We start from the raw sequence: 25,762 nt of genomic DNA, 5'->3' as shown, positions 1-25,762 counted from the left end.
GGTGTCGGACGCAGAGCCGATACGCCTCTGATCGAGGTCGAGTTCCCTTGCGGGAATTACCCGCTGCCCAATGGCCCGCGCTCGGCACGGCCGACGAGCAGATCATTTCCGCCGCCAGGCCGATCCCGTTGCGCTGTTGGCCAGCTGACGCGTGACGTCTCACCCGCGACCGACCGGCACGACACCTGGTTCTCGGCCGCGACCGGCGGATGGCTGCCCGGATTCTGTTCGCTGGACCGGGGTCATCGCGGATACCGCAGCATCACGATCTGCCACGCCGGCCCAATAATGACCGGCAACCCTGTCGATAGCTTGCACTGAAAAGAAATTCGATAACCAGGCCATACTGTTGTCGCAAGTGATCTCGGCGGTTTCCGTCTTTCCGTATCCAGCATTGCCGCAATGAAGCTGGCACCGCAAGGATGAGCGGCTACGAACGGAAAGGAATTAAGTGTTGCCATGGCATTGCCATAAGCGTCACCGTGCACATCTTGCCGCAAGAGGTCGAGCCGGAGTGGGTGGGATGACACGCAGACTGGTCGGTACTGGCCGACCGACAGCCCGAGACCGCCCATCCCTGGCCCGTTTTGATCCGAACGTAGGATGTACCATCCCAGATCGCGGGTTTGGCCACGTGGATCTGCTTGTAGCGCCGACGACGCTGCGGACGATATGGGTGCGGAGTGGCCATGTCGACCGGGTCCATGGTGGTCACACCGCCTCGGATGAGGATCGAAACGCCCGGCTCGCAGACGGAGTTGGGCGGTCGATATGGCTACACTGAGCCTGACTGCTGTCAGATAGCTTGTACCACCCTGAGCGTTCCTGCGTCACCACGTATTCAAAGGTCTTGTTTTCAGATTCCGAGACGTTGAGAAATGCCGACATGCGGGAGGTGTGGGAGTCGCCGTAGAAGTCTCCACGGCGCTCGGTTGAGATACCGGGCGCGGACGGATCGAGCTGTACGCGGTACCTGATCGGCGCGTTGAAGAGCAGGGGTAGCGCCGTTTCGAAGTAGACAAAGTGCATATAAAAGGCAGATTCCGGATGCGGTGAGGCGACGTGCTTCCGCTGTACTCGCGCGCGTCCGGGTATGAATAAGGGGTCACGCGATGAATCTGAAGTCAGACGGAACTGCCGACGGCGATCTGGGGCTGATTCCACTCTCGAGGGCGCAGTACGGCATGTGGCTCGCTGACCACGTGCCCGGCGGACCGGCTGTCAACATCGCACAGTATGTCGAGATCCAAGGTCCGGTAGATATCGACGCGTTCGCCAAGGCCGTGTACGACGCCGGGCACGAAACGGAGTCTCTCGTCGTACGGGTAGTCGAATCCGACGGTCGGCCATACCAATTCGTCGACCGCAGCATCGGCTACGAAGATCCCGTGCTGGATGTCAGTGACGCGGACGATCCGGTCGCGACGGCGATGGAATGGATGCGCCGCGACTACAACACGAAGGCGGTCGACCTGAGCCGGGACCGGCTCACCGAGACGCGGCTGCTCAAGGTCGGCGAAGACCACTACTTCTGGTACGGACGCGCCCACCATCTCGTGGTCGACGGCTACGGCGCGTTCAATGTCGTCACCCGGATCGCCGAACACTACAACGCCCTGGTCGAGGGCAGGCCGCCGACGCGCTTGGTCGCGGCGAGCCTGCGCGACATCATCGAAGCGGAGCGCACGTATCGCGCCAGCCCCCGGTTCGAATCCGATCAAGCGTACTGGCTCGACAAGGTCGCGGACATCCCGCCGCCGGTGAGCCTGTCCGGCCGCACCGCGCGGTCGAGCAAATTCGACCGCGTAGCAGGCTTGCAGCTTCCGTCGCAGTTGTCCGACATGCTCGATCGATTCGCCGACGAGATGGATGCCTCGGCCGCCCAAGTGGTGATCGGCGCGTTCGCCGCATTCCTCTCCCGAATGACCGGTACCGACGACGTCGTGCTGTCCATGCCGGTGAGCGCGCGCGTGACGAAGCGCCTGCGCAATGCCGCCGCGATGTTGGCGAACATGGTGCCCATTCGATTCGCCATCGGCGCGACGACCACGGTGGAAGAGGTGGTCCGCGCGTCGGTGTCCGAGCTCGTGTCGGCCATGCGGCACCAGCTGTACCGCTTCGAAGACCTGCGCCGAGATTCGAAAGCGCTGGACGCGTCCGCGAACTCGTTCGGCCCGATCGTCAACATCCTGTTCTTCGATTCGGAGATCCGCCTCGGCTCAGCCGCAGGACGATACCGCGCACTGACCTCGGGCGTGCTCGACGACCTGCAGCTGAACCTGTACCGCTCCGGTGCCGATGCGCCGCTTCTCATCGAGCTGCACGGCAACGCGAACCTGTACGGGCAGGACGAACTCGAATCGCACGCGCACCGGTTCATCGACTTCCTGTCCCGGCTGATGGAGTCGCCGCTGGACACGCGCGTCGCCGACATCCAGCTCGTCGGCCCGGCCGAGGAACTGCGGATCGTCGAGGAACTCGCGGGACGCGACGGCGAATCCCCTTCTGCGACATTGGTGGACCTGCTCACCCGGCAGGCGGCCGCTACTCCCTCCGCCGTGGCCGTCACCTCCGGCGCGACCGCGCTCACATATCGCGAGTTGGATGAGCGTTCCAACCGATTCGCCCGCAGGCTGATCGCTCTCGGTGCGGGACCGGAAGCACTGGTGGCCATCGCGATGCCGCGGGACGCCGATCTGATCGTCGCTGTGCTCGGCGTGCTGAAATCGGGTGCGGGGTATCTTCCGTTGGACGTGGCCCACCCCGCCGACCGGATCGACTACGTGCTGAACGACGCTGGTCCGATCGCTGTGGTGACGACTCGAAGCATGCGCGAGCAGGTGCCGGGTGATCCCGGCCGCGTGGTGCTGTTCGACGACGTTCCCGCTACGTGCGACAGTGACGCGGATTCGATCACCGATGCCGATCGGAAGCGACCGCTGCGTCCCGGCCACCTCGCCTACGTCATCTACACATCCGGATCGACCGGGCGGCCGAAGGGCGTGTCGATCACCCATCGCGCCGTCGCGACGTACTTGGTGAACTCGTGTGCCGAGATCGGCATCCGCACCGAGGACGTGTGGACGTTGTTCCACTCGTTCGCCTTCGACTATTCGGTCTGGGAGATCTTCGGCGCGTTGGTCACCGGCGGCCGCATTGTCGTGGTGGACAGCCTCACCACGCGCTCGCCCGACGACGTCGTGCGCCTGGCGGCACGCGAGAAGGTGACTGTCTTCAGCCAGACACCGTCGGCGTTCTCCCAGTTCGCAGCCGCCCACCAGCGGTACGCGCACGCCGATGCGCCCGAAGGCGAGCTCTCCCTTCGATTGGTCATCCTCTCCGGCGAAGCGCTGAATCCGGCAGGGTTGGCCGACTGGTACGAGCACAACCCGAACCTGCCCGTGCTGGCCAACAGCTACGGGATCACCGAGACGACTGTGTTCGTCACCTACACCGATCTGACCGCGGACGTCGCGGTGCCCGGCGCGCCGAGCACGGTCGGTCCGGCGCTGCCGGGCTTGCGGACATATGTCCTGGACGAGCGGTTGCGTCCGTGCGCACTGGGCGCCTGGGGCGAGATCTATGTCGCGGGAGACCAACTCGCCCGCGGCTACCTCAACCGTCCCGCGCTGTCCGCCGGACGCTTCGTCGCCAATCCGTTCGGCACGACCGGCGAGCGTCTCTATCGCAGCGGCGACATCGCGCGATGGAATCACCAGGGCGAGTTGGAATATCGCGGCCGCGCCGACCAACAGGTGCAGTTGCGTGGGTTCCGGATCGAGCTGGACGAGATTCGCAACGCCCTGCTGACGCACAGCACCGTCTCGACCGCGGTCGTTGTCGTCCATCTGCCCGGCACGGAGGCGGCCCGGCTCGTCGGATATGTCGTGCCCGCCGGCGACGCCACGTGCACGGCCGACGCCCTGCGCGCGCACGTGGGTGCACTGCTGCCGGAGTACATGGTTCCGTCGAGCATCGTCGTCATAGACGCGGTGCCGTTGACCGTCAACGGCAAAGTGGACTATCGGTCGCTGCCCGAGCCGGTCTTCGATTCGGCCGCGGCGTACGTCGCACCGCGCACGGTGGTCGAGGAGTCGATCGCCGACGTGTTCGCCGAGGTTCTCGGCACGGAGCGGGTCGGCGTGCTGGACAGCTTCTTCGAACTCGGCGGCAATTCGATCACCGCGACCAGTGCCGCCGTGCGCATCGCGGAGGTCACCCGGTGCGACGTGTCGGTGCGTGACCTGTTCATCAAGCAGACGGTGGCCGAACTCGCCGCTCATCTCGAAGACGGGCACCGCTCCGACCGTCCCGTGCTGAAGGCGGCGCCGAGACCCGAGCCCATCCCGCTCGCCCCCGCCCAGAACCGGATGTGGCTGGTCAATCAGGCCGATCCGGAGTCGGCGGCCTACAACATCCCCCTCGTGGTACAGCTGTCCGGACGTCTCGACGCCGAGGCGCTGCGCGCGGCGCTGACGGACGTGATCGATCGGCACGAGTCGCTGCGCACCTGCTATCCCACCGTGGATGGTGTGGGGACACAGGTCGTCGTGCCCGCGGAACAGGTCGTCGCCGATCTCGATCTGACCCCGCAGCCGACCGATCCCGACGATGTCGCGCACCGGATTCGCGAACTGGCTTCCATCGGGTCCGACCTGCGTGGGCGCCCGCCTATCCGGGTCGCGCTGCTGGCGACAGCCGACCGGCGACAGCATGTGCTCGTCGTGGTTCTGCACCACATCTGCTGCGACGGTTCGTCGCTGCGGCCACTCGCGGCCGACGTCGCGACCGCCTACGAGGCAAGGGCGGAAGGCAAGACGCCGGACTGGCAGCCCTTGACCGTGCAGTACGCCGACTACAGCATCTGGCATCGCAGCCTGCTCGGCGGCGCGGGCGATCCGAATTCGCTCGCGTCGCGCCAGTTGCGCTACTGGGCAGCGCAACTGGCAGGTATGCCGCCGGTGCTGGAGCTGCCCGCGGATCGTCCGCGTCCGGCCCGCCAGTCGATGCGCGGCGACATCGCGGACACCGTGATCCCGGCCGAGACCTTCGCCGGAATCGAGCAGTTGGCTCGTGCGGCCAACGTCACGACCTTCATGGTCGTCCACGCCGCGCTGGCCGTGCTGCTGGCCCGGCTGTCGGGGGCGGCGGACATCACCATCGGGACACCGGTCGCCGGTCGTGGCGAGCGCGCGCTCGAGCCGCTGGTCGGCATGTTCGTCAATACCGTGCCGCTGCGCACCGAGGTGCGTTCCGAGGAGCAGTTCCTCGCGTTCTTGTCGCGTGTCAAAGCCGTCGACGTCGACGCTTTCGCCAACAGCGACCTGCCTTACGAACTCGTCGTGGAGGAACTGCATCCGAAGCGGTCGATGGCGTACGCATCGTTGTGCCAGGTGTACCTCGCCTTCGAGAACATGGACCGCGCGAGCTTGGAGCTGTCCGAGCTCACGGTCGAGCTCCTCGATCCGGGGGCCGAACCGGCGAAGGTGGACATCATCGTCACAGTCGCCGAAAACACCGCAGGCGGCGGCGATGTCGCATTGCGGATCAACTACGCCACCGACCTGTTCGATCGGGAGACGGTCGAGGAGCTGGCGGCGCGATTGAATCGAATCCTCGATACCTTCGTGTCGAATCCGCGGGCGCGGGTGGGCGATGTCGATCTGTTGTCGGGGATGGAGCGTCTGGGGTTGGTCCCCGCGTCAGGTGGACGTGCCGAGGATCCGCGGGTGTTGGCCGAGGTGTTCTCGGTGCGGGATCGGCGTGCGCCCGCAGTGGTGTCGGGCGAGCGTGTGGTCTCGTACGGAGAGTTGGACGACTGGTCGAATCGTGTTGCGCGGGCGTTGATCGAGTGGGGAGTCGGTCCGGGGGACCAGGTCGCACTGGCGATGGGGCGGTCGGTGGAGTACGTGGTCGGGGTGTGGGCGGTGGCCAGAACCGGTGCCGCGTTCGTGCCGGTCGACCCGCGGTACCCCAGCGAACGGGTCGCGCATATGGTCGCCGACTCCGAGATCGAGGTGGCGATCACCGTCGACGCCTCGCGCTCTCTGCTGCCCGGCCAGGTGCGGCAGCTGGTCCTCGACGACCCCGCGGCGAAGGCATTCATCGCGACGCAATCCCCGGCCGCGGTGACCGACGCGGAACGCCTGCGGCCCTGCCGGATCCTCGATACGGCGTACGTGCTGTACACGTCGGGGTCGACGGGCACGCCGAAGGGTGTTGCGGTCACGCATGAGGGCCTGGCGAATTTCGCGATCGAGCAGCGGGAACGCTATCAAGTCGACCACCGGTCGCGGGTGTTGCAGGTGGCCGCCCCCGGGTTCGACGCGGTGATGCTCGAGTTGCTCATGGCCCACGCGAACGGCGCGGTATTGGTGGTGTCGCCGCCGGAGGTGTTCGCCGGGACCGCGTTGGCGGAGTTCATTCGCGCGCACGAGGTGTCGCATGCGTTCGTCACGCCGAGTGTGCTGGCGACGATGTCGCCTGCCGGGCTCGATTCACTGCGGGTGCTGGTGGCGGGTGGGGAGGCGGTCTCGGTCGAGACGGTGACGGTGTGGGCGCCGGGACGTCGGCTGCACAACGGATACGGGCCTACCGAAACCACGATCATGGTCGCGATCAGTGATCCGCTGTGTGTCGGCGACCCGGTCACGATCGGCGGCCCGATCCGCGGCGTCGACGCGGTGGTGCTGGATGACCGGCTGCGGCCCGTTCCGGTCGGGGTGACCGGACAGTTGTACGTCTCCGGCGTACAACTGTCCCGCGGATACCTCAACCGGCCCGCCGCCACGGCCGTCACGTTCGTCGCCAACCCCTACGGTCCGGCCGGTACGCGCATGTACGGCACCGGCGACCTGGCGCGCTGGACCGCCGATCAAACCCTGGAGTACCTCGGGCGCACCGACTTCCAAGTGAAGATCCGCGGCCAGCGGATCGAACTCGGCGAGATCGAAGCCGCCCTCGCCGGCCATGCCACGGTGGCGACGGCGGTAGCGGTGGGCGTCACCACGGATGGCGGATCGCGCCTGGCCGCGTACGTGGTGCCCGCTGACGGCGCCGTCGACCCGGCGGAGCTGGTGAAATATGCCGCGCAACGCTTGCCGTCCCACATGGTCCCGGACACGGTGATGGTGCTCGACACGCTCCCGCTGTCCTCGGTGGGCAAGGTCGACCGTAGGGCCTTGCCGGAACCGGAGTTCGCGCCTGCCACCGAATTCGTCGCGCCGCGCAACGCGACAGAGCAGATCGTCGCCGATATCTGCGCGGAGGTCCTCGGCGTCGATCGCGTCGGCGTCCTGGACAGCTTCTTCGATCTCGGCGGCAACTCGCTGTCGGCCACCCGGGCGGCGGCGCGGCTGAGCGGCGCGTTCGGCGTCGAAGTGCCGCTGCGCACGATCTTCGAGACGCCGACGGTCGGGGCATTGGCGCAGCACCTGCGCAGCGCCGAGGCGGCAGGACGGGAACCGCTCGTGCCGCAGGAGCGGCCGGAACGGATACCGCTCTCGCCCGCTCAGGCGCGCATGTGGTTTCTCAATCAGTTCGACACGAGCTCGCCGCTGTACAACATTCCGCTGGTTGTCCGCATGTCGGGCGATCTCGACGCGGTGGCCATGCGCGCGACGATCGCGGATGTGCTGGAACGCCACGAGTCACTCCGTACCGTCTATCCGGACAGTGACAGCGGACCACACCAGGTGATCGTCTCGCTGGAGACCGCCCTGCCCCCGTTGACGCCAGTGCCGGTCGCACCGAGCGAAATCGAGGCGCGCATCGCCGCGGAGGTGACCGTCGGGTTCGACGTCACCTCCGAGGTGCCGTTCCGGATCGCCTTGCTGCGCAGCGCAGCCGACGAACACACGCTGGTACTCGTCGTTCATCACATCAGCTTCGACGGCTCGTCGCTCGCACCGCTCGCCGCGGACCTGATGACCGCGTACCAAGCCCGGGTCCGCAACCAGACACCGCAGTGGGCCCCGTTGCCCGTGCAGTACGCCGATTACACCCTGTGGCAGCGGAAGTTGCTCGGCAGCGAAAACGACCCGCACAGTCCGACCGTCGCCCAGACGGAGTATTGGCTCAGGGCGCTCGCCGATCTGCCCGAGGTGCTCGATCTGCCCACCGACCGTCCGCGGCCGGCGAAGCAGTCGTTCCGCGGTGCGACGGTGTCGACGACCCTGCCCGCCGAGCTCCATCGTGCGGTCGTCACGCTGGCCCGCCGCCACGACGCCACGGTCTTCATGGTGATGCACGCGGCGTACGCGGCCTTGCTGGCCCGGCTTTCGGGAACCGGTGACATCGCGGTCGGCACACCGATCGCCGGTCGCGGCGAGCCAGGGCTCGACGGCCTGGTCGGCATGTTCGTCAACACACTGGTGTTGCGGACGCAAATCGAGCCCGGCGCGTCCTTCCTGCGGATTCTGGACCAGGTCCGGGCCACCGACCTGGCCGCGTTCGAGAACGCCGACATTCCGTTCGAGCGTCTGGTCGAGGTGCTCAATCCGCCGCGCACGACCGCGCACGCGCCGTTGACGCAGGTGGGATTCTCGTTCCAGAACATCGAGATTCCCACCGTCGAGTTCGATGGCCTGACGGTTTCCACCCGGATGGCCGATCCGAGCATGGCCAAATACGACGTGCATCTCAATCTCGTCGACGCTCTGGAACCGGACGGCGAACCGGGCGCCATGGCAGTCGAATTCGGTTACGCGACCGATCTGTTCGACGAAACGACGATCACCGCGATGTTCGACCGCTACCTGCTGCTGCTGCGCGCGATCGTCGAGGATCCCAGCCGTGCCGTCGGCGACATCGATCTGCTGACCGCATCCGAGGCACGCGAACTGGCCGCGCGTTCGACCGGAGCGACGACGCGAGCGCCGTCGGCGACCATCGCGGCCCTGTTCGCCACGCAGGCGGCGGCGACACCGCAGAGCACAGCGTTGCTCGACGCCGAAGGCGGCGATCGGCTCAGCTACCACCAGTTCGCGGCACGGGTGAACGCGCTGGCCCGAGCGCTGATCGGACGCGGGATCGGCCCGGATACCGTGGTGGCCGTCGCGATGCATCGCTCTGTCGATCTGCTCACCACGCTGTATGCGATCCATGCGGCGGGCGGCGCGTACCTGCCCCTGGATCCGGATCATCCGGTCGAGCGCATACGTGCCGTCCTCACCGCCGCGCAGCCGAGGGCGGTGCTCACCCGTCCGGTCGACGGGGCGAGCCTGCCCGACGACGTGCCGGTATGGACGCTCCAGGAATTCGAGGCCGAGCTCACGGAGCCGTCGCCGGTGACGGATGCCGATCGAACCCGGCCGCTGCATCCGAACGATCTGGCGTACGTCATCTACACCTCCGGCTCGACCGGCGTGCCCAAGGGCGTGGCGGTACCGCATGCCGCGGTCGTGAATCAACTCCGGTGGATGCGGGAGCACTACCGGCTCAGCGGCGACGACGTCATGCTGCTGCGGACGCCGGTGACGTTCGACCTGTCGGTCTGGGAGCTGTTCTCCGCGTTGACCTGTGGTGCGGCGTTGGTTGTCGCGGGTCAGGACGCGCAGCGCGACCCCCGCGCCGTGGCCCGGCTGATGGCCGAACATCGCGTGACAACCGTGGATTTCGTGCCGTCATTGCTCTCGGCTTTCCTCGAGGTGGCCGACCCGCACGAGTTCCCGGACCTGCGGCGGGTGCTGTGCATCGGTGAGGCGCTGCCGGCCGAGACCGTCCGCCGGTTCCGGGATCTCAGCGACGCCCGCATCGACAACCTGTACGGACCCACCGAGGCCGCGGTCAGCGTGACCGCGCACCGCATCGACGCGGTCGACGGCGTCGCCGTACCGATCGGTGTCCCCGAGGCGAACGTGGTCGTCCACGTGCTGGATTCGCGGCTGCATCCGGTTCCGGTGGGCGTGACCGGTGAGTTGTACCTGGGCGGCGTTCAGTTGGCCCGGGGATACCACGACCGTCCCGGTCTGACGGCGGCGACGTTCATCGCCGACCCCTTCGGCGACGCCGGCGGTTCCCGGCTGTACCGCACCGGCGACCTGGTTCGCTGGGACGAGGCCGGTGCCCTGCGTTACGTCGGGCGCGCCGACACGCAGGTGAAGGTTCGTGGCCTCCGGATCGAGCTCGGCGACATCGAAGCCGCGCTGGTCGCGCACGAGCTGGTGAGCGCGGCCGTCGCGCAGGTGCGCACCGACGGACGCGATCAACGCTTGGCCGCCTACGTGGTTGCTGGAGAAGCCATGGATGCCAAGGAGATTCGCGGCTTCCTGCTGGAACGACTGCCCGCCTACATGGTGCCGTCGTCGGTGGTCAGGATCGACTCGATCCCGCTCACCGTGAACGGGAAGGTCGACTACCGAGCGCTGCCCGCGCCGAGCGATCAGCAGACCGAATACCGCGCGCCGCGAGGGCTCGTCGAACAGACCATCGCCGCGGTATTCGGCGAGCTGTTCGACCGGCCCGAGGTCGGCGCCGACGACAACTTCTTCGACCTCGGCGGAAATTCGCTCATCGCGACCCGCGCGCTGAGCCGCATCGGCGACGTCGTCGACGTGTCCATCCCGGTCCGGGTGATCTTCGAGGCGCCGACCGTCGCCGAACTCGCCGAGCGCATCGCGCAGTTGCGTGCGCTCCCGAGCCTTCCCGCGCCGGTACCGAAACCGCGGCCGGATCGTATTCCGCTGTCGCATGCGCAAACTCGGATGTGGTTCCTCAACCAGTTCGATCCCGATTCACCCGGATACGTTGTGCCGCTCGCAATTCGGCTGGATGGTGTCCTCGATCTCGAGGCGCTGACCGCGGCCATTGGTGACATCGTCGAGCGGCACGAGAGCCTGCGGACGATGTATCCGGCCGTCGACGGCACGCCGACCCAGGTCGTGCTGGATGCGGCCGACGTCCTCGCCGGCTTCGATCTCACCCCGCAGCCGATCGGTGAGCGGGAGCTGTCCCGCCTGCTGGCGGAGTTCTGCGGCGTCGGATTCGACGTGGCGAAGGGCGTGCCGCTGCGCGTGGCGCTGTACCAGCTGTCGGATGAGGCCTGGACGGTCGCGTTGGCCGCGCACCACATCAGCTGCGACGGCTTTTCGGTGGCGCCACTGGCCGCGGACCTGGTGACGGCCTATCGGGCGCGGTCGGGCGGGAATGCGCCCGACTGGGCGCCGCTGACCGTGCAATTCGCCGACTACGCCCTCTGGCAGCGCGAAGTGCTCGGCTCGACGGACGATCCGGGTTCGTATATGGCCCGCGACATCGCCTACTGGCGAGCCCAACTCGCGGGCATACCGGACCTGATCGAGTTGCCCACCGATCGGCCGCGGCCGGTCGAACAGACCCAGCGCGGCGCGGTGATCCATGTCGCGATCCCCGGTGAGCTGCAGGGGCGGGTCCAGGCGCTGGCGCGCCGAGCCGGGGCCACGACGTTCATGGTGGTGCACGCGGCACTCGCGGTGGTGCTGTCTCGACTGTCCAGCAGCGATGACGTCACCATCGGTGTGCCGCACGCGGGTCGTGGCGACCGGTCGCTGGACAACCTGGTCGGGATGTTCGTCAACACCTTGGTGATGCGCACCCGGATCACGCCCGACCAGACCTTCCTGAGTCTGCTGGATCAGGTGCGGCGCACCGACATCGCGGCCTTCGACCACGCCACCGTCCCATTCGAGCAGTTGGTGGAGGCGCTGAACCCGGCACGGTCGACCGCGCACACGCCGTTGTTCCAGGTGCTGCTCGCCTACCAGAACATGGCGCAAGCGCGCGTCCAACTTCCGGATCTGGCCGTCGAGAGCGTGGATCCCGGCGACAGTGCCGCGATCTACGACCTGCTGCTCATGATGACCGAAGGCCACGGCGCGCACAACGAGCCGACCGGCATGACATTGCGCCTGACCTATGCCACCGACCTCTTCGACGAGGACTCCGTCCGGCGCTTCGCCGAGCGATTCGTCCGCGTTCTGGACGCCGCCGCGACCGACGCCGAGTCGACCGTCGGTGCGATCGACCTGCTCGACGATGCCGAGCGGCACCAGGTGCTGGAGCGATGGAACGACACCGGTGGCTCCGCCGCGCCCGGCCGGACACTCGTCGACGCCTTCGACGAACAGGTCGCGCGCACTCCGGACCATCCGGCGATCCGCCTTCCGGGCGAAAGCGCGTTGACCTACCGGGACTTCGACACTCGGGTCAACCGCTTGGCCCGCTGGCTGATCGCGCGTGGCGCCGGACCGGAAACGGTTGTGGCGGTGGCGATCCGCCGATCGACCGAGCTCGTCACGGCGCTGTACGCGGTGGTGAAAGCGGGAGCAGCGTTCCTGCCGATCGACCCCGGTCACCCGAGCCAACGGATCGCGAACGTGCTGGGTGCGGCACAGCCGCTGGTGGTGCTGACCACCTGCGCCGATGGCGACACGCTGCCCGGGGGATTCGAGTCCGTTCCGATCGATGGACTGGACGTCGCCGGTCTGTCCGATGCGCCGATCCTGGACGCGGAGCGGAGCGCGCCGCTGCGACCGGACAACATCGCGTACGTGCTGTTCACCTCCGGCTCCACCGGCGTTCCGAAGGGCGTCGCGCTGACCCATGCCGCGACCATGAGCCAGTTGGCCTGGGCGCAGCGGCAGTGGCCGCACGACGCGTCCGACGCGGTGCTGCACAAGACTCCGATCACGTTCGACATCGCCGTGTGGGAGTTGTTCTGGCCGCTGCAGACCGGCGCGCACATCGTCGTGGCCGAGCCCGGCGGACACCGGGATCCGGTGTATCTGACCGACGTCATCGCGCGTCATCGGATCACCACGGTGCACTTCGTCCCGTCGATGCTCGATGTCCTCCTCGAGACCACCGGCGCTGAGTTGCCGTCGATCCGGCGGGTGTTCGTCGCGGGGGAGGCGCTGGCACAACGGACGGTCGATGCCGCGTCGCGCGTGTTCGGTAACGCGGACCTGGTGAACTGGTACGGACCGGCGGAGGCAGAGGTCGTCACAGCTCAGCGGTGCATGCCGAATGCGACGACCACGACGGCGGTCCCGATCGGTGCACCGGCGTCCGGGATGAAGGTCTACATCCTCGACTCGCGGCTGCGACCGGTTCCGGTCGGCGTCGTGGGTGAGCTGTACGTCTCGGGCGTCCAGTTGGCGCGTGGTTATCACGCGCGCGCCGACCTCACGTGCGGCGCCTTTGTCGCGCATCCGTTCGGCACAGCGGGTGAACGGTTGTACCGCACCGGCGATCTGGTTCGGTGGCGCAAAGCCGGAGAGCTGGAGTACTTGGGCCGCGGCGACTTCCAGGTGAAGGTGCGCGGCCAGCGCGTGGAACCGGGTGATGTCGAAGCCGCACTGCATGCGATTCCGCAGGTCGCGCGTGCCGTGGCGATCGTGACGGCGGAACGGATCGTCGGCTACGTGACACTGACGCCGGGCGCGGTCATCGATGGCCGCGCGATCCGCGACCAGCTCACCCGGACGCTGCCGTCCTACCTGGTTCCGGACGGCGTGCAGGTGCTCGACGCGATGCCGCTCACCGCGAACGGCAAACTCGACCGTGCGGCGCTGCCGCAGCCGGTGTTCGACAGCGGCGAGGCGTTCGTCTCGTCACGGACCGACCGGGAGGCGGTGCTGGCGCGTCTGGTCGCGGAACTCACCGGCGCCGACCGCGTGAGCGTTACCGCGAACGTCTTCACAATCGGTGTCAATTCGCTGTCCGCGGCCCAGCTCGCGGCGCGAGCCCGGGCAGCCCTCGGCGTCGACGTCGGAATCCGGGACATTTTCGACGCACCGACGATCGCCGGACTGGCCGAACGGATCGCGACGCGAACCCGATCCGCGGTCGTGCCGCTCACACCGCGGCCGCGGCCGGCGGCCATTCCACTGGCGGCGGCGCAACGACGGATGTGGTTCCTCAACCAGCTCGACACCGACTCGGCGGCATACAACATCTGTTTCGCGGCGAGGTTGACCGGCCCGCTGGACGTCGACGCACTGCGAGCGGCGTTCCGCTATGTGGTGACCCGGCATGAGCCGTTGCGAACCGTGTATCCGGCGGTCGACGGCGAACCGTGCCAGGTCGTGCAAGATGCCGCGGCGATGACCGCGGATGTGTTTCTCGACCCGGAGCCGGTCGGCGGCGAGACGGAACTGGCCGAACGCATCGGCACCGCCGTCGCGACGGGATTCGATATCGCGCAAGCGGTACCCGTCCGGGCGAGGCTGTATCGCACCGCGGCGGACGATCACGTGCTGGTGCTCGTGGTGCATCACATCGCGGCCGACGGCTCGTCGATGGCTCCGCTGGCCCGTGATGTGTTCGCCGCCTACCGGGCGCGGGTGAACGGCCGCGCACCGCAATGGGAACCGTTGACGGTCCAGTACGCCGACTACGCGATGTGGCAGCGCGAGGTACTCGGCTCCGAGGACGACCCGACGTCGCTGATGGCGCGCCAGCTCGAGTACTGGCGCAAAGCCCTCGCCGACGCGCCGGAACTGCTCGGTTTGCCGACGGACCGGCCGCGGCCGGCGACCATATCGACGGCAGGCGGCAACATCCGCTTCGAACTGCCGGCCCGGCTGCACGACGACATCGTGCGGCTGGCGCATCGTGAGGGTGTCACCGTGTTCGTCGTGTTGCACGCGGCATTGGCGATTCTCTTGGCGCGCACCGCGCACAGCGACGACATCTCGGTGGGCACCCCCGTCGCCGGTCGCGGCAGGCAGGAGCTGGACGATCTGGTCGGCATGTTCGTCAACACGGTGGTGTTGCGGACACGGGTCGACGACGACCGCTCGTTCCGGGAACTCTTGACCGAGGTACGCGACGTCGACCTGGAAGCGCTCGCGCACGCGGACCTGCCCTACGAACGGTTGGTCGAGGTTCTCGACCAACCGCGTTCAACGGCGTATTCACCGCTGTACCAGGTGATGTTCGGGTTGCAGAACACCCGCGCGGCCCGGTTCGAGCTGCCCGGCGTCGGAGTCGAACTCCTCGACCCCGGCATCGCGCAGGCCAAGGCCGACCTCACGGTGTTGCTGACCGAGCGCGTCGACGGTGCTCGACCCGCCGGGATCGACGGCGAGATCATCTATGCCACCGATCTTTTCGTCGAGTCCACCGCGATATCGATGGCGGAGAGGTTCGTTCGTGTCCTCGAAGCGGTCACCTCCGATCCGGCCCGCCCGATCGGGGCGATCGGGCTGCTGAGCGCCGAGGAGACCGAACAGCTGGTCCCGTCGAAAGGCGGCGCCGCCGCGCAGTCTTGCTTGCTGCCCGATCTGCTGGCTTCGGCCGTGGCGGCGGACCCGTCGGCGGTCGCCCTCGTCGGCAATTCCGAAACGCTCACCTACGCGGAGCTCGACCACCGGGCCGACCGGCTCGCCCGCCATCTGCTCGCCCGAGGTGTGCGGCCGGGCACACACGTCGCACTGGCCGTGCCGCGATCGGTCGACTACCACGTCGCGATGTGGGCGATCGCGAAAACCGGCGCGACCTTCGTTCCGGTGGATCTGCGGTATCCCGTCGAGCGAATCGCGCACATGGTGAACGATTCCGGCGTCGAGACCGGAATCACGCTCGCCGCCGCACGCACCGCACTGCCGGACGGCGTCCGATGGCTGGTGCTCGACGACCCGCGTTCGGCCGCCGAGATCGCCGCGCGGTCCGATCGCGCGGTGACGGACACGGATCGCGGTCGTGCACTGCGAGTTCAGGACGCGGCGTACCTGATCTACACGTCCGGATCGACGGGTACACCGAAGGGCGTCGTGGTCACGCACGAAGGGTTGGCGAACTTCGCGGCCGAGCAGCGGGAGCGCTATCGGGTGGATGCCACGTCGCGCGTGCTACAGGTGGCGTCGCCCGCCTTCGACGCGGTCCTGCTCGAGACCTTGATGGCGCACGCCGCCTGCGCGTCGCTGGTCGTATCGCCGCCGGAGGTGTTCGGCGGCCCGGATCTGGCCGAGTTGATCCGCACGCATCGGGTGTCGCACGCGTTTCTGACACCGAGTGTGCTGGCGACGATGTCGCCGGCAGGCCTGGAGTCGGTGCGGATGCTGGCGGTCGGCGGGGAGATGGTGCCCGCGGACCTGATCGCCGCCTGGGCGCCGGGACGACAGCTGCACAACGTCTACGGTCCGACGGAGACCACGATCGTGATCACGATGAGTGATCAGGTGCGGCCTGGCGACCCGATCAGCATCGGCGGCCCGATCCGGGGTGCGGAAGCCATGGTTCTGGACGCGCGGCTGCGTCCGGTGCCGGTCGGCGTCGCGGGAGAGCTCTACCTGTCGGGTGTTCAGTTGGCGCGCGGATATCTGAACCGCCGCGGCGCGACGGCGGCCGCGTTCGTGGCGAATCCCTATGCTGAGCCCGGTTCGCGGATGTATCGCACCGGCGACATCGTCCGCTGGAACGCACAGCGGGCACTGGAGTACATCGGCCGCAGCGACTTCCAGGTCAAGATTCGCGGCCAGCGCATCGAGCTCGGCGAGATCGACGCCGCGCTGCTCGCACATCCCCGGGTGGCCGCCGCGGTGACCGTCAGCCGCCGCGGACCCGGCGGGCAGCCTCTGCTCGCCGCGTACATCGTGCCGGAACCGGGAGCTGTCATCGAACCGGGCACCGTGCTCGATCACGTCGCCGCGGTATTGCCCGCTCACATGGTGCCATCGGCGGTCACCGTGCTCGATCGCATGCCGATCGGCTCGACCGGCAAGGTGGATCGGAAGGCGCTGCCCGAACCGGTGTTCCAGGCCGCCGCAGACGATGCCGTCGCGGCGTCGACCGAGCTGGAGCGCACCATCGCGGCCGCGTTCGCGGACGTGCTCGGCATCGCCTCGGTGGGGGTGACCACCTCGTTCTTCACCCTCGGCGGTGATTCCATCCTGTCGATCCAGTTGGCGTCTCGGCTGAAGTCGGCAGGTGTCGTCGTCACCGCTCGGGACATCTTCGAGCACAAGACCGTTCGGGCACTGGCCCGCGTGGCCGACGCCGCGGAACGGGTCTCGCTGGAGGAGCTGCCGGGCGGCGGTGTGGGCGAAATCCCGTTCACACCGGTGGTTTCCTGGTTCGTCGACCGGCTCGGGGCTGCACCCCGGTTCGCCCAGTCGATGCTGGTGCGCTTGCCTGGTGACACGCGCGTCGCGGAGGTGACCTCGACCGTGCAGGCAGTGCTCGACCAGCACGACATGCTGCGCTCGCGGCTGCGCGAACGACAGTTCGAGGTACTGCCTGCGGGCACTGTCGATGCCGCTGGTTCGGTGCTGACACGCACCTTCCGCGCCGACGCCGCGCCGGGCAGCGACGGATTCACCGCGGTGCTGGACATGGCACTGGCCGAGGCATCCGACTGCCTCGACCCGGCATCGGGCAGGATGCTGCAAGTCGTTTGCCTGCTTCCGGAATCGGGTGTGGCCGCGGATGCCCGTGCCCTCATCGTGATCCATCACCTGGTTGTCGACGCGGTGTCGTGGCGGATCCTGATCCCCGATTTCGTGGCTGCCTGGCAGCAGGTCGCGCAGGGGCGAGCGGTCGAGCTGCCCGCACAGGGCACGTCGATGCGCCGCTGGGCGCACGCGTTGGCCGACGCCGCCGCGGGCCGCGCCGGTGAGGTCGAGCTGTGGCAGCGGATGGGTGCGGCGGCCGATCCGCTGCTCGGCCGCGCGGCATTGGATCCCGCCGTCGACACCCACTCGACCGTGCGCCATCTGGCGGTATTCATCCCGACCGACGTGACCTCGGCGTTGCTCGACGCGGTGCCCGCAGCGGCGCGCGGCAGCGTCGACGACGCGCTGCTGGCCGGTCTGACCCTGGCGCTGACTCGCTGGCGCGGTCGGCGTGGCATCGCGCACTCGGGCATGAAGGTCCTGTTGGAAGGCCATGGTCGCGCGGAGCAGATCGCTGAGGGAGCAGACCTCTCCCGCACCGTGGGCTGGTTCACCAACACCTATCCTGTGGCACTCGAGCTGAACGGCACCGAGGCGGCGGACCCGCGCGCGGCGGTGAAGTCCGTCAAAGACCAGCTGCGCGACATCCCCGACAAGGGAATCGGCTACGGTCTGCTGCGCTACCTGAACACCGGGACGGCCGACCGGCTCGCGGCATTGCCGGAGCCGCAGATCAGTTTCAACAATCTGGGCCGGGTCGGCGTCGATCTCACGACACTGTCGGACCTCGCGTGGATTCCGACCGACGAGCGGTTCGACCGGCGGGCCGCGTTCGATCCGGATATGCCCGCCGCGGCGGCTGTCACGATCGATGTGAACGTCGTGGACACCGCGGCCGGGCCTCAGCTGTCGGCGCACGTGGGATACGCCGCGCGGTTGCTCGATCACGACGAGGTGGCCGAACTCGTCGACGAATGGGTCGATGCCGTGACCGAGATCGCCGCCGCGGCAAGCGCGGACGACGACTGGGGATTCTCGCGGGCCGACGTTCCGCTGGTCGACGTCACGCAGTCCGACCTGGACGCTTTCGCCGACCGGTACGGAACCCTGACCGACGTGTGGTCACTGGCGCCGCTGCAGGCAGGGTTGCTGTTCCACGCCGAACTCGCCGCGGGCGAACTCGACGTCTACACGGCGCAATCGGTGCTCGGCCTGTCCGGCGTCGTCGACGAGGACCGGCTCGAACGATCGGCGGCAGCGTTGCTCGCCCGGCATGCCAACCTGCGCGCCGCCTTCGTCCGGACGGCCGATGGCGTTCCCGCGCAGGTCGTTCCCGCCGCGACCGCGGTGCCGTGGCGAAGCATCGACCTGACCGGCAGCACGATGACACCGGATGAGCTGATCGCGGCCGAGCGGGCGGTCCCGTTCGATCCCGCCGATCCTCCGCTGTTGCGGTTCCTGCTCATCGCGGTGTCGCCACATGACTTCCGGCTGGTGCTGACCGCGCATCACCTGCTGCTGGACGGCTGGTCGTTGCCGCTGCTGTGGCGTGAGCTGATCGGCTTGTACGCGGTGGGCGCCCGGACGGACCTGTTGCCCGCTGTCGCGTCGTACCGCACGTACCTGGAATGGCTGGATCGGCGCGAGTTGTCCACCGGCGTCGAGGCGTGGCGAGACGTGCTGCGCGACTTCACCGAACCGACGCTGGTCGCCGATTCGCGCACGGACGCCACCGTCGACATTCCGATCGATCTCGAAGTCGTGCTCGATCGCGCCGCCACGGCCGAGTTGGTGGAGTTCGCTCGGGCACGCGCGGTCACGATGGCGACGATCGTGCAGTTCGCCTGGGCCATGGTCCTGGGGAACCAGCTCGGCACCGAACGCGTGGTGTTCGGAAGCACCGTCTCCGGGCGTCCCGCCGACCTGCCGGGCGTCGAGTCGATGATCGGCCTGTTCATCAACACGATTCCGGTCGCGGCGCACGTGCGCCGCGACCGGACTATCGAGGATGCGCTGAATCGGTTGCAGGCGAACAATACTCGCCTGCTCGACCATCACGACGTCGAGCTGTCGCAGATCCTGTCAGCCGCGGGCGCTGCCCAGTTGTTCGACACCCTGGTCGTCTTCGAGTCGTATCCGGTCGACAGCAGTGGACTGGGCGACGCGGACATCGACGGAATGCGGGTGGTCTCGTCGGACGGCAGTGACGCGGCGCACTACCCGATCACCGTCCAGGCGCACCAGACCGACGAGTTGCACGTCAGAATCCGATACCAGCGGGCCCGCATCGATGACCGGACCGCGGCCGGACTCGCCGCGCGTCTGGACACGGTGCTGCGCGCCATCACGACCGATCCGCAGGCGCGGCTCGGTGCGGTTGATCTGTTGTCCGCGGGGGAGCGCCGTGATCTGGTGCCCGCCTCGTGCGGAAGTGCCGAGTCGCCGCGCGCGCTCCCGGAGTTGTTGTCCGCCGGTGTGACGGTGAATGCGGATGGGACAGCGGTGGTTTCGGGCGAGCGCACGCTGTCATACGCGGAGTTGGATGCCTGGTCGAATCGGGTGGCGCGAGAGTTGATCGACTGGGGTGTCGGTCCGGGCGATCAGGTCGCGTTGGCGATGGCGCGGTCGGTGGAGTTCGTGGTCGGCATGTGGGCGGTAACCAAGGCGGGCGCGGCGTTCCTGCCGATCGATCCGCGGAATCCGGCCGAGCGCGCCGCGCACATGGCCGCGGACTCCGAGGTGCGGGTCGCGGTCGCGGTCGAGGCGTCCCGGGGACTGCTGCCTGACCTGGTCCGGCTGCTGGTTCTCGACGACCCGGACACCGAGAAGTCGATCGCGGCGCGATCGTCGGCAGTGGTGAGCGACGCGGATCGTATACGGGCAGTGCACGTCCGGGATGGGGCCTATGTCCTGTACACCTCAGGGTCGACGGGGACGCCGAAGGGTGTCGCGGTCACGCATGAGGGCTTGGCGAACTTCGCGGCGGTGGTGCGCCACCGCTTCGGCGTGGACAGCACGTCACGCGTGCTGCAAGCGGCCGCTCCAGGGTTCGATGTGGTGGTTCTCGAGGTGCTGCTGGCCCATGCGAACGGCGCTGTCCTCGTGTTGCCGCCACCGGACGTGTTCGGCGGCCCGGAATTCGCGGCGTTGATTCGGGCGCAGCGGGTGTCGCACGCGTTCATCACACCGAGTGTGCTGGCCACGATGTTGCCAGAGGGACTGGACTCGTTGCAGGTGTTGGTCGCCGGTGGCGAGGCGGTGACGCCGGAAACGGTCGCGGTGTGGTCTCCGGGCAGGCAACTGCTGAACGGGTACGGGCCGACCGAAGCCACGATCTTGGCCGGGATCAGTGATCCGCTGTACCCCGGTGATCTCGTGACGATCGGTGGTCCGATCCGTGGCGTCGAGGCGGTCGTGTTGGACGCGTGGTTGCGGCCGGTGCCGGTCGGCGTGGTGGGGGAGCTGTATCTCGCGGGTGTGCAACTGGCCCGCGAGTATGTGAATCGGCCCGCGACGACGGCGGGTGCGTTCGTAGCGAACCCGTTCGGTGCGGCCGGCTCGCGCATGTACCGCACCGGCGACCTGGCGCGCTGGACACCCGAGCACACCGTCGAATACCTCGGCCGCAGCGACTTCCAAGTCAAGATCCGCGGTCAACGCATCGAACTCGGCGAGATCGAAGCCGTCCTCGCCCGCCATCCCGGGGTGGAACACGCCGTCGTCGTGTTGCGGGAGGACGAGCGCGGTATCGACCGGCTCGTCGGCTACCTCGTCGGCGACGAGGAGGTGGATCCGAGTGCGGTCCGGGCGGACGCCCGGCTGCGGTTGCCCGGGCACATGGTGCCCGACGCCTGCGTGGTGCTCGATGAGCTTCCGCTCACCAGGACCGGCAAGCTCGATCGGCTGGCGCTTCCCGCACCGGAATTCTCCGATAGCCGGGAGTGGATCGCCCCGCGGACCGAGGCCGAGCGACGCGTCGCGGAAGTGTTCGGCAATGTTCTGGGCGTCGATCGGGTCGGAGCAGTTGATAGCTTCTTCGACCTCGGCGGCAACTCGCTGTCGGCGACGCGGGTGACCGCACAGTTGAGCACGGCGCTCGGCGTGCGCATCGGCGTCCGGGACCTGTTCGACACACCAACGGTGGCCGAACTCGCCGCAAGCCTGGCTACTTTCGAGCGCAGGGAGCAGGTGCAGCTGCGGCCACGCACTCGGCCCGCCCGTGTGCCCTTGTCTCTGGCGCAGCAGCGGATGTGGTTCCTCAATCAGCTCGACACTTCGGTCGGCGCCTACAACATCCCGCTGGTGATCCGGCTGAAGGGCGAACTCGATCTCGATGCCTTGCAACGCGCGTGCGAACTGGTCATCGACCGGCACGAGTCGCTGCGGACCAAGTTCCCGATCACCGAAGGAACACCGCATCAGGTCGCGGTCGGCGCCGACGAGGTCGTACCCGCGCTCACGGCGGTCAGGATCGATGAAGAGCAGCTGATGCCGCGGGCGGTCGCCGCGGTCTCGGCGAGCTTCGACGTGACACAGGCGCCCCCGCTGCGCATCGAGCTGTTCCAACTCGATGCCAGGGAGCACGTTCTGGTGATCGCCGTGCACCACATCTGCGCCGACGGACAGTCCATGATGCCGCTCGCACGCGACGTGGCGCTGGCCTACCAGGCGAGCAGGCAAGGGACGGAGACGATGTGGCCGGTCCTCCCGGTCCAGTACGCGGACTACACGATGTGGCAGCGCGAAGTGCTCGGCGACGAGCACGATCCCGCCTCGGTCATGTCCCAGCAGTTGCGCTTCTGGAAAGACACCCTCGGCGGGCTGCCCGAACTGCTCGAGTTGCCGACCGACCTGCCCCGGCCGCCGGTGGCGTCCATGCGCGGCGGCACGGTGGATTTCGAGATCCCCGCCGCGGTGCAGGCGCGGGTCGGCGCGATCGCTCGCGAGTCGAACGCGACGGTCTTCATGGTCCTGCACGCCGCGCTGACCGTCGCACTGTCCAGGTTGGCCGGTGTCGACGATGTCGCCGTCGGCACCCCGGTGGCAGGCCGTGGGGAGCGCGAACTCGACGATCTCATCGGCATGTTCGTCAATACGCTCGTGTTGCGATCGCGGGTGTCGTCGCGCCAGTCGTTCACTGAATTGCTCACCGCCACACGCGAGACGGACCTGGCCGCGTTCGCGCACGCGGACGTGCCCTTCGAGCAGGTGGTAGAGGCGGTGAATCCGCCACGCTCCACCGCGCATCTTCCGCTGTATCAGGTGACCATCGACGTCCAGAACCTCAGCGCGGCAGCGTTGGAGCTGCCGGGGCTCACTGTCGAGGCGGTCGAGAACGGGTTCGAACCCGCCCAGGCCGACCTGAACCTGAAATTGGTTGAGCGGCTCGGTGACCAGGGTCGTCCGGATGGCATCGTGGGACGGCTGACCTATGCGACCGATCTCTTCGTCGAAGAGACGATGACTCGGTTCGCGCAGGCGTACGTGCGGATCCTGGCGGAAGTGACCGCGAACCCGGAGGTCGCCGTCGGTGATATCGACCTCGTGGGTCCGGCGCAGCGGCGCGAATTGCTCGACGCGTCGGGCAATGATGGCGTCGCGGTTGCCGAGACGACCCTCGCGGAGCTGTTCGCGGCCAGGGCCGCCGCACAGCCGGATGCGGTCGCGGTGACCGATGGGGAGTCGCAGCTGACCTATGCGGAGCTGGATCGGCGCGCAGGCGCGGTGGCCGCTCGGCTCGTCGAATACGGCGTGGGGCCCGAGGCACTGGTAGCCGTGGCGTTGCCGCGCTCGATCGAGCTGATCGCCGGGCTGCTCGGCGTGCTGCGGGCGGGCGCGGGATACTTGCCGCTGGATGTGGCGTATCCGCCGGAGCGATTGCGGTTCATGCTCGACGACGCGAGCCCGGCGGCGGTGTTGACGTCGGCAGATCTGGTCTCGGCGGTGCCGGAGTACGCGGCGCCGGTCGTGCTCGTCGAGGATTGCGTGGACACTCCCGCAGGCGTTTCCGCACCGGCGGCGTCGGGTGCGCGACCGGGCAACGTCGCCTACGTGATCTACACCTCGGGCTCGACGGGCCGGCCCAAGGGCGTGACGGTCAGCCATCGGGAAGCGGTCACGTTGTTCGCCAACGCGGCCGAGCGGTTCGATGTCGGTCCCGACGACGTGTGGACGATGTTCCATTCGTACGCCTTCGATTTCGCGGTGTGGGAGATCTGGGGTGCGCTGTTGTCCGGCGGCAGGGTGGTCGTCGTCGACTACGAAACGTCCAGGTCGCCGGAGGCGTTCGTGGACGTCGTCGCACGGGAGCGCGTGACGGTGTTGAGCCAGACTCCCTCGGCGTTCTACGGATTCGCCGATGCCGAGCGCAGGTACCGCGAATCCGGTTGCCCGGCTGGTGATCTCGCCTTGCGTTACGTCGTCTTCGGTGGCGAAGCGCTCGACGCCTCGCGTTTGAGCGCCTGGTTCGCCACGCACGCGCCGGGGGCACCGCGATCGGTGAACATGTACGGGATCACCGAGACGACCGTGCATGTGACGTTCGCCGAGGTCACGCAGGCCGAGTCGGCCGGGATCGGGTCGCCGCTGCCGGGGTTGCGAGTTTATGTCCTCGATGGCCGGTTGCGTCCGGTGCCGATCGGAGCCGTCGGAGAGATCTATGTGGCCGGTGGGCAACTTTCGCGTGGCTATCTCGGAGCTCCGGCGCTGACCGCGGGCCGCTTCGTGGCGAACCCCTTCGACCCGAAGGGCACCCGGCTGTATCGGTCGGGAGATGTGGGCCGGTGGCGGAAATCCGCCAGCGGGCTGGAATTGCTGTACGCGGGCCGTGCCGACGCGCAGGTACAGTTGCGCGGCTTCCGGATCGAGCTGGGCGAGGTGGAGTCGGCGCTGCTGCGCCATCCGGGCGTCGCCGAGGCGGCGGCCGTGGTGCACCGCCACGACCGCGGCGTGGATCAGCTGATCGGCTACGTGGTCGGCGCCGACGGACAGCGGATCGATCCGAGCGAGGTCCGGATGTCCGCTGCTCAGGTGCTGACGAGCTACATGGTGCCGTCGGCGATCATGGTGTTGCCCGAGCTGCCGCTGACGGTCAACGGCAAGCTCGACCGGAAGGCACTGCCTGCTCCCGATTTCGACGAATCAGCGAGCAAGTTCATCGCGCCGCGGACCCACACGGAGAAGATGATCTGCGACGTTTACGCGCAGGTTCTCGGCGTCCAGCAGGTCGGCGCGTCGGACGGGTTCTTCGATCTCGGTGGCAATTCGCTGCTGGCCACGATGGTGGTGACCGAGTTGCGGGCCCACGGCGTGACGATCGCGTTGCCGTGGATGTTCGACGACGCGACGCCGATGGCGCTCGCGAGCCGGGCCGACGGCGCGGAGGGAGGCTCCGGCCTGCAAGTGCTGCTTCCGCTGCGTGCGAGCGGAGCGAAGCCCGCGGTATTCGCCGTGCACCCCGCGGGCGGTTTGGCGTGGTTCTACGGCGGACTGGTCGAACATCTGCACAAGGATCGGCCGGTCTACGGATTGCAGGACCCCCACGTCGTGGTAGGCGAACCAGGTGCGGCATCCGTGGATGAACTGGCGAAACGCTATGTGGCCGAGATCCGCCGAGTACAGCCGACCGGACCGTATCACCTGCTCGGCTGGTCCTTGGGCGGTGCGATCGCGCATGCCGTCGCGGTGCGGCTCCAGCGCGACGGCGCGCAGGTCGGCATGCTGGCCATGATGGACAGCGCTGTCGGCGCACCGGAGGCCCTGGCCGCGTCGATGAGCACCACCGCGGATGACCCCGCGCCGGGAGAACTGATGGCCGACCTGCTCGGCGGGTGGCGTGAGCTGTTCGATCTCGGCGGCGAGGTGACCGCAGGCACCCACGAGCAGGCATGGGCCGTCATCCGTGATCAGGTGACCGCGAGCGGGATGTTCACTTCCGAACAGGTCGATCGGGTCATGGAGAGCTTCGAAACCGCGAGCGGCATCGCCCAGGACTACCGGCCCGGAGTCTTCGACGGCGACGTCGTCTTCTTCACCGCAGGAAAAGACCGCGTCGACCACGACGCTGTCGTGCAAACGTGGCGACCCTTCATCACCGGCGACCTGCACAACACGGTCGTCGAAGCACGCCATCTCGAGTTGACTCACCCATACGCACTGGCCGTCATCGGTCCGACCCTCGAAAGGTTCATGAACGAATGCTGACGACTCTCCAGCAATTCCGTGCGAATTGTTGCGTCTGTACGGGCTGTCCGCGCAAACACGTCAGGACCCGAGCCTGATCAGAACCGAACTGCACGAGGTATACGCGGTCAGGCCGGGGGAGATCTGACCGGTTCCGATCGCGGGTCGGGCTCGAGCCGGGTGAGTGGTGTTGCACGTCGGCGCGTGTG

At 67.9% G+C, this 25,762-nt stretch carries 1 protein-coding gene; it reads left to right on the top strand.

What is annotated here, in order from left to right:
* Nucleotides 1–1,112: 1,112 nt before the first annotated feature.
* Nucleotides 1,113–25,574, top strand: a complete 24,462-nt coding sequence (locus OHA40_RS33160) for a non-ribosomal peptide synthetase (protein ID WP_330230738.1) — start codon at nucleotides 1,113–1,115, stop codon at nucleotides 25,572–25,574.
* Nucleotides 25,575–25,762 lie beyond the last annotated feature (188 nt).

Source organism: Nocardia sp. NBC_00508, assembly GCF_036346875.1.
Classification (GTDB): Bacteria; Actinomycetota; Actinomycetes; order Mycobacteriales; family Mycobacteriaceae; genus Nocardia.
This window is presented reverse-complemented; position numbering and strand designations above follow the sequence as displayed.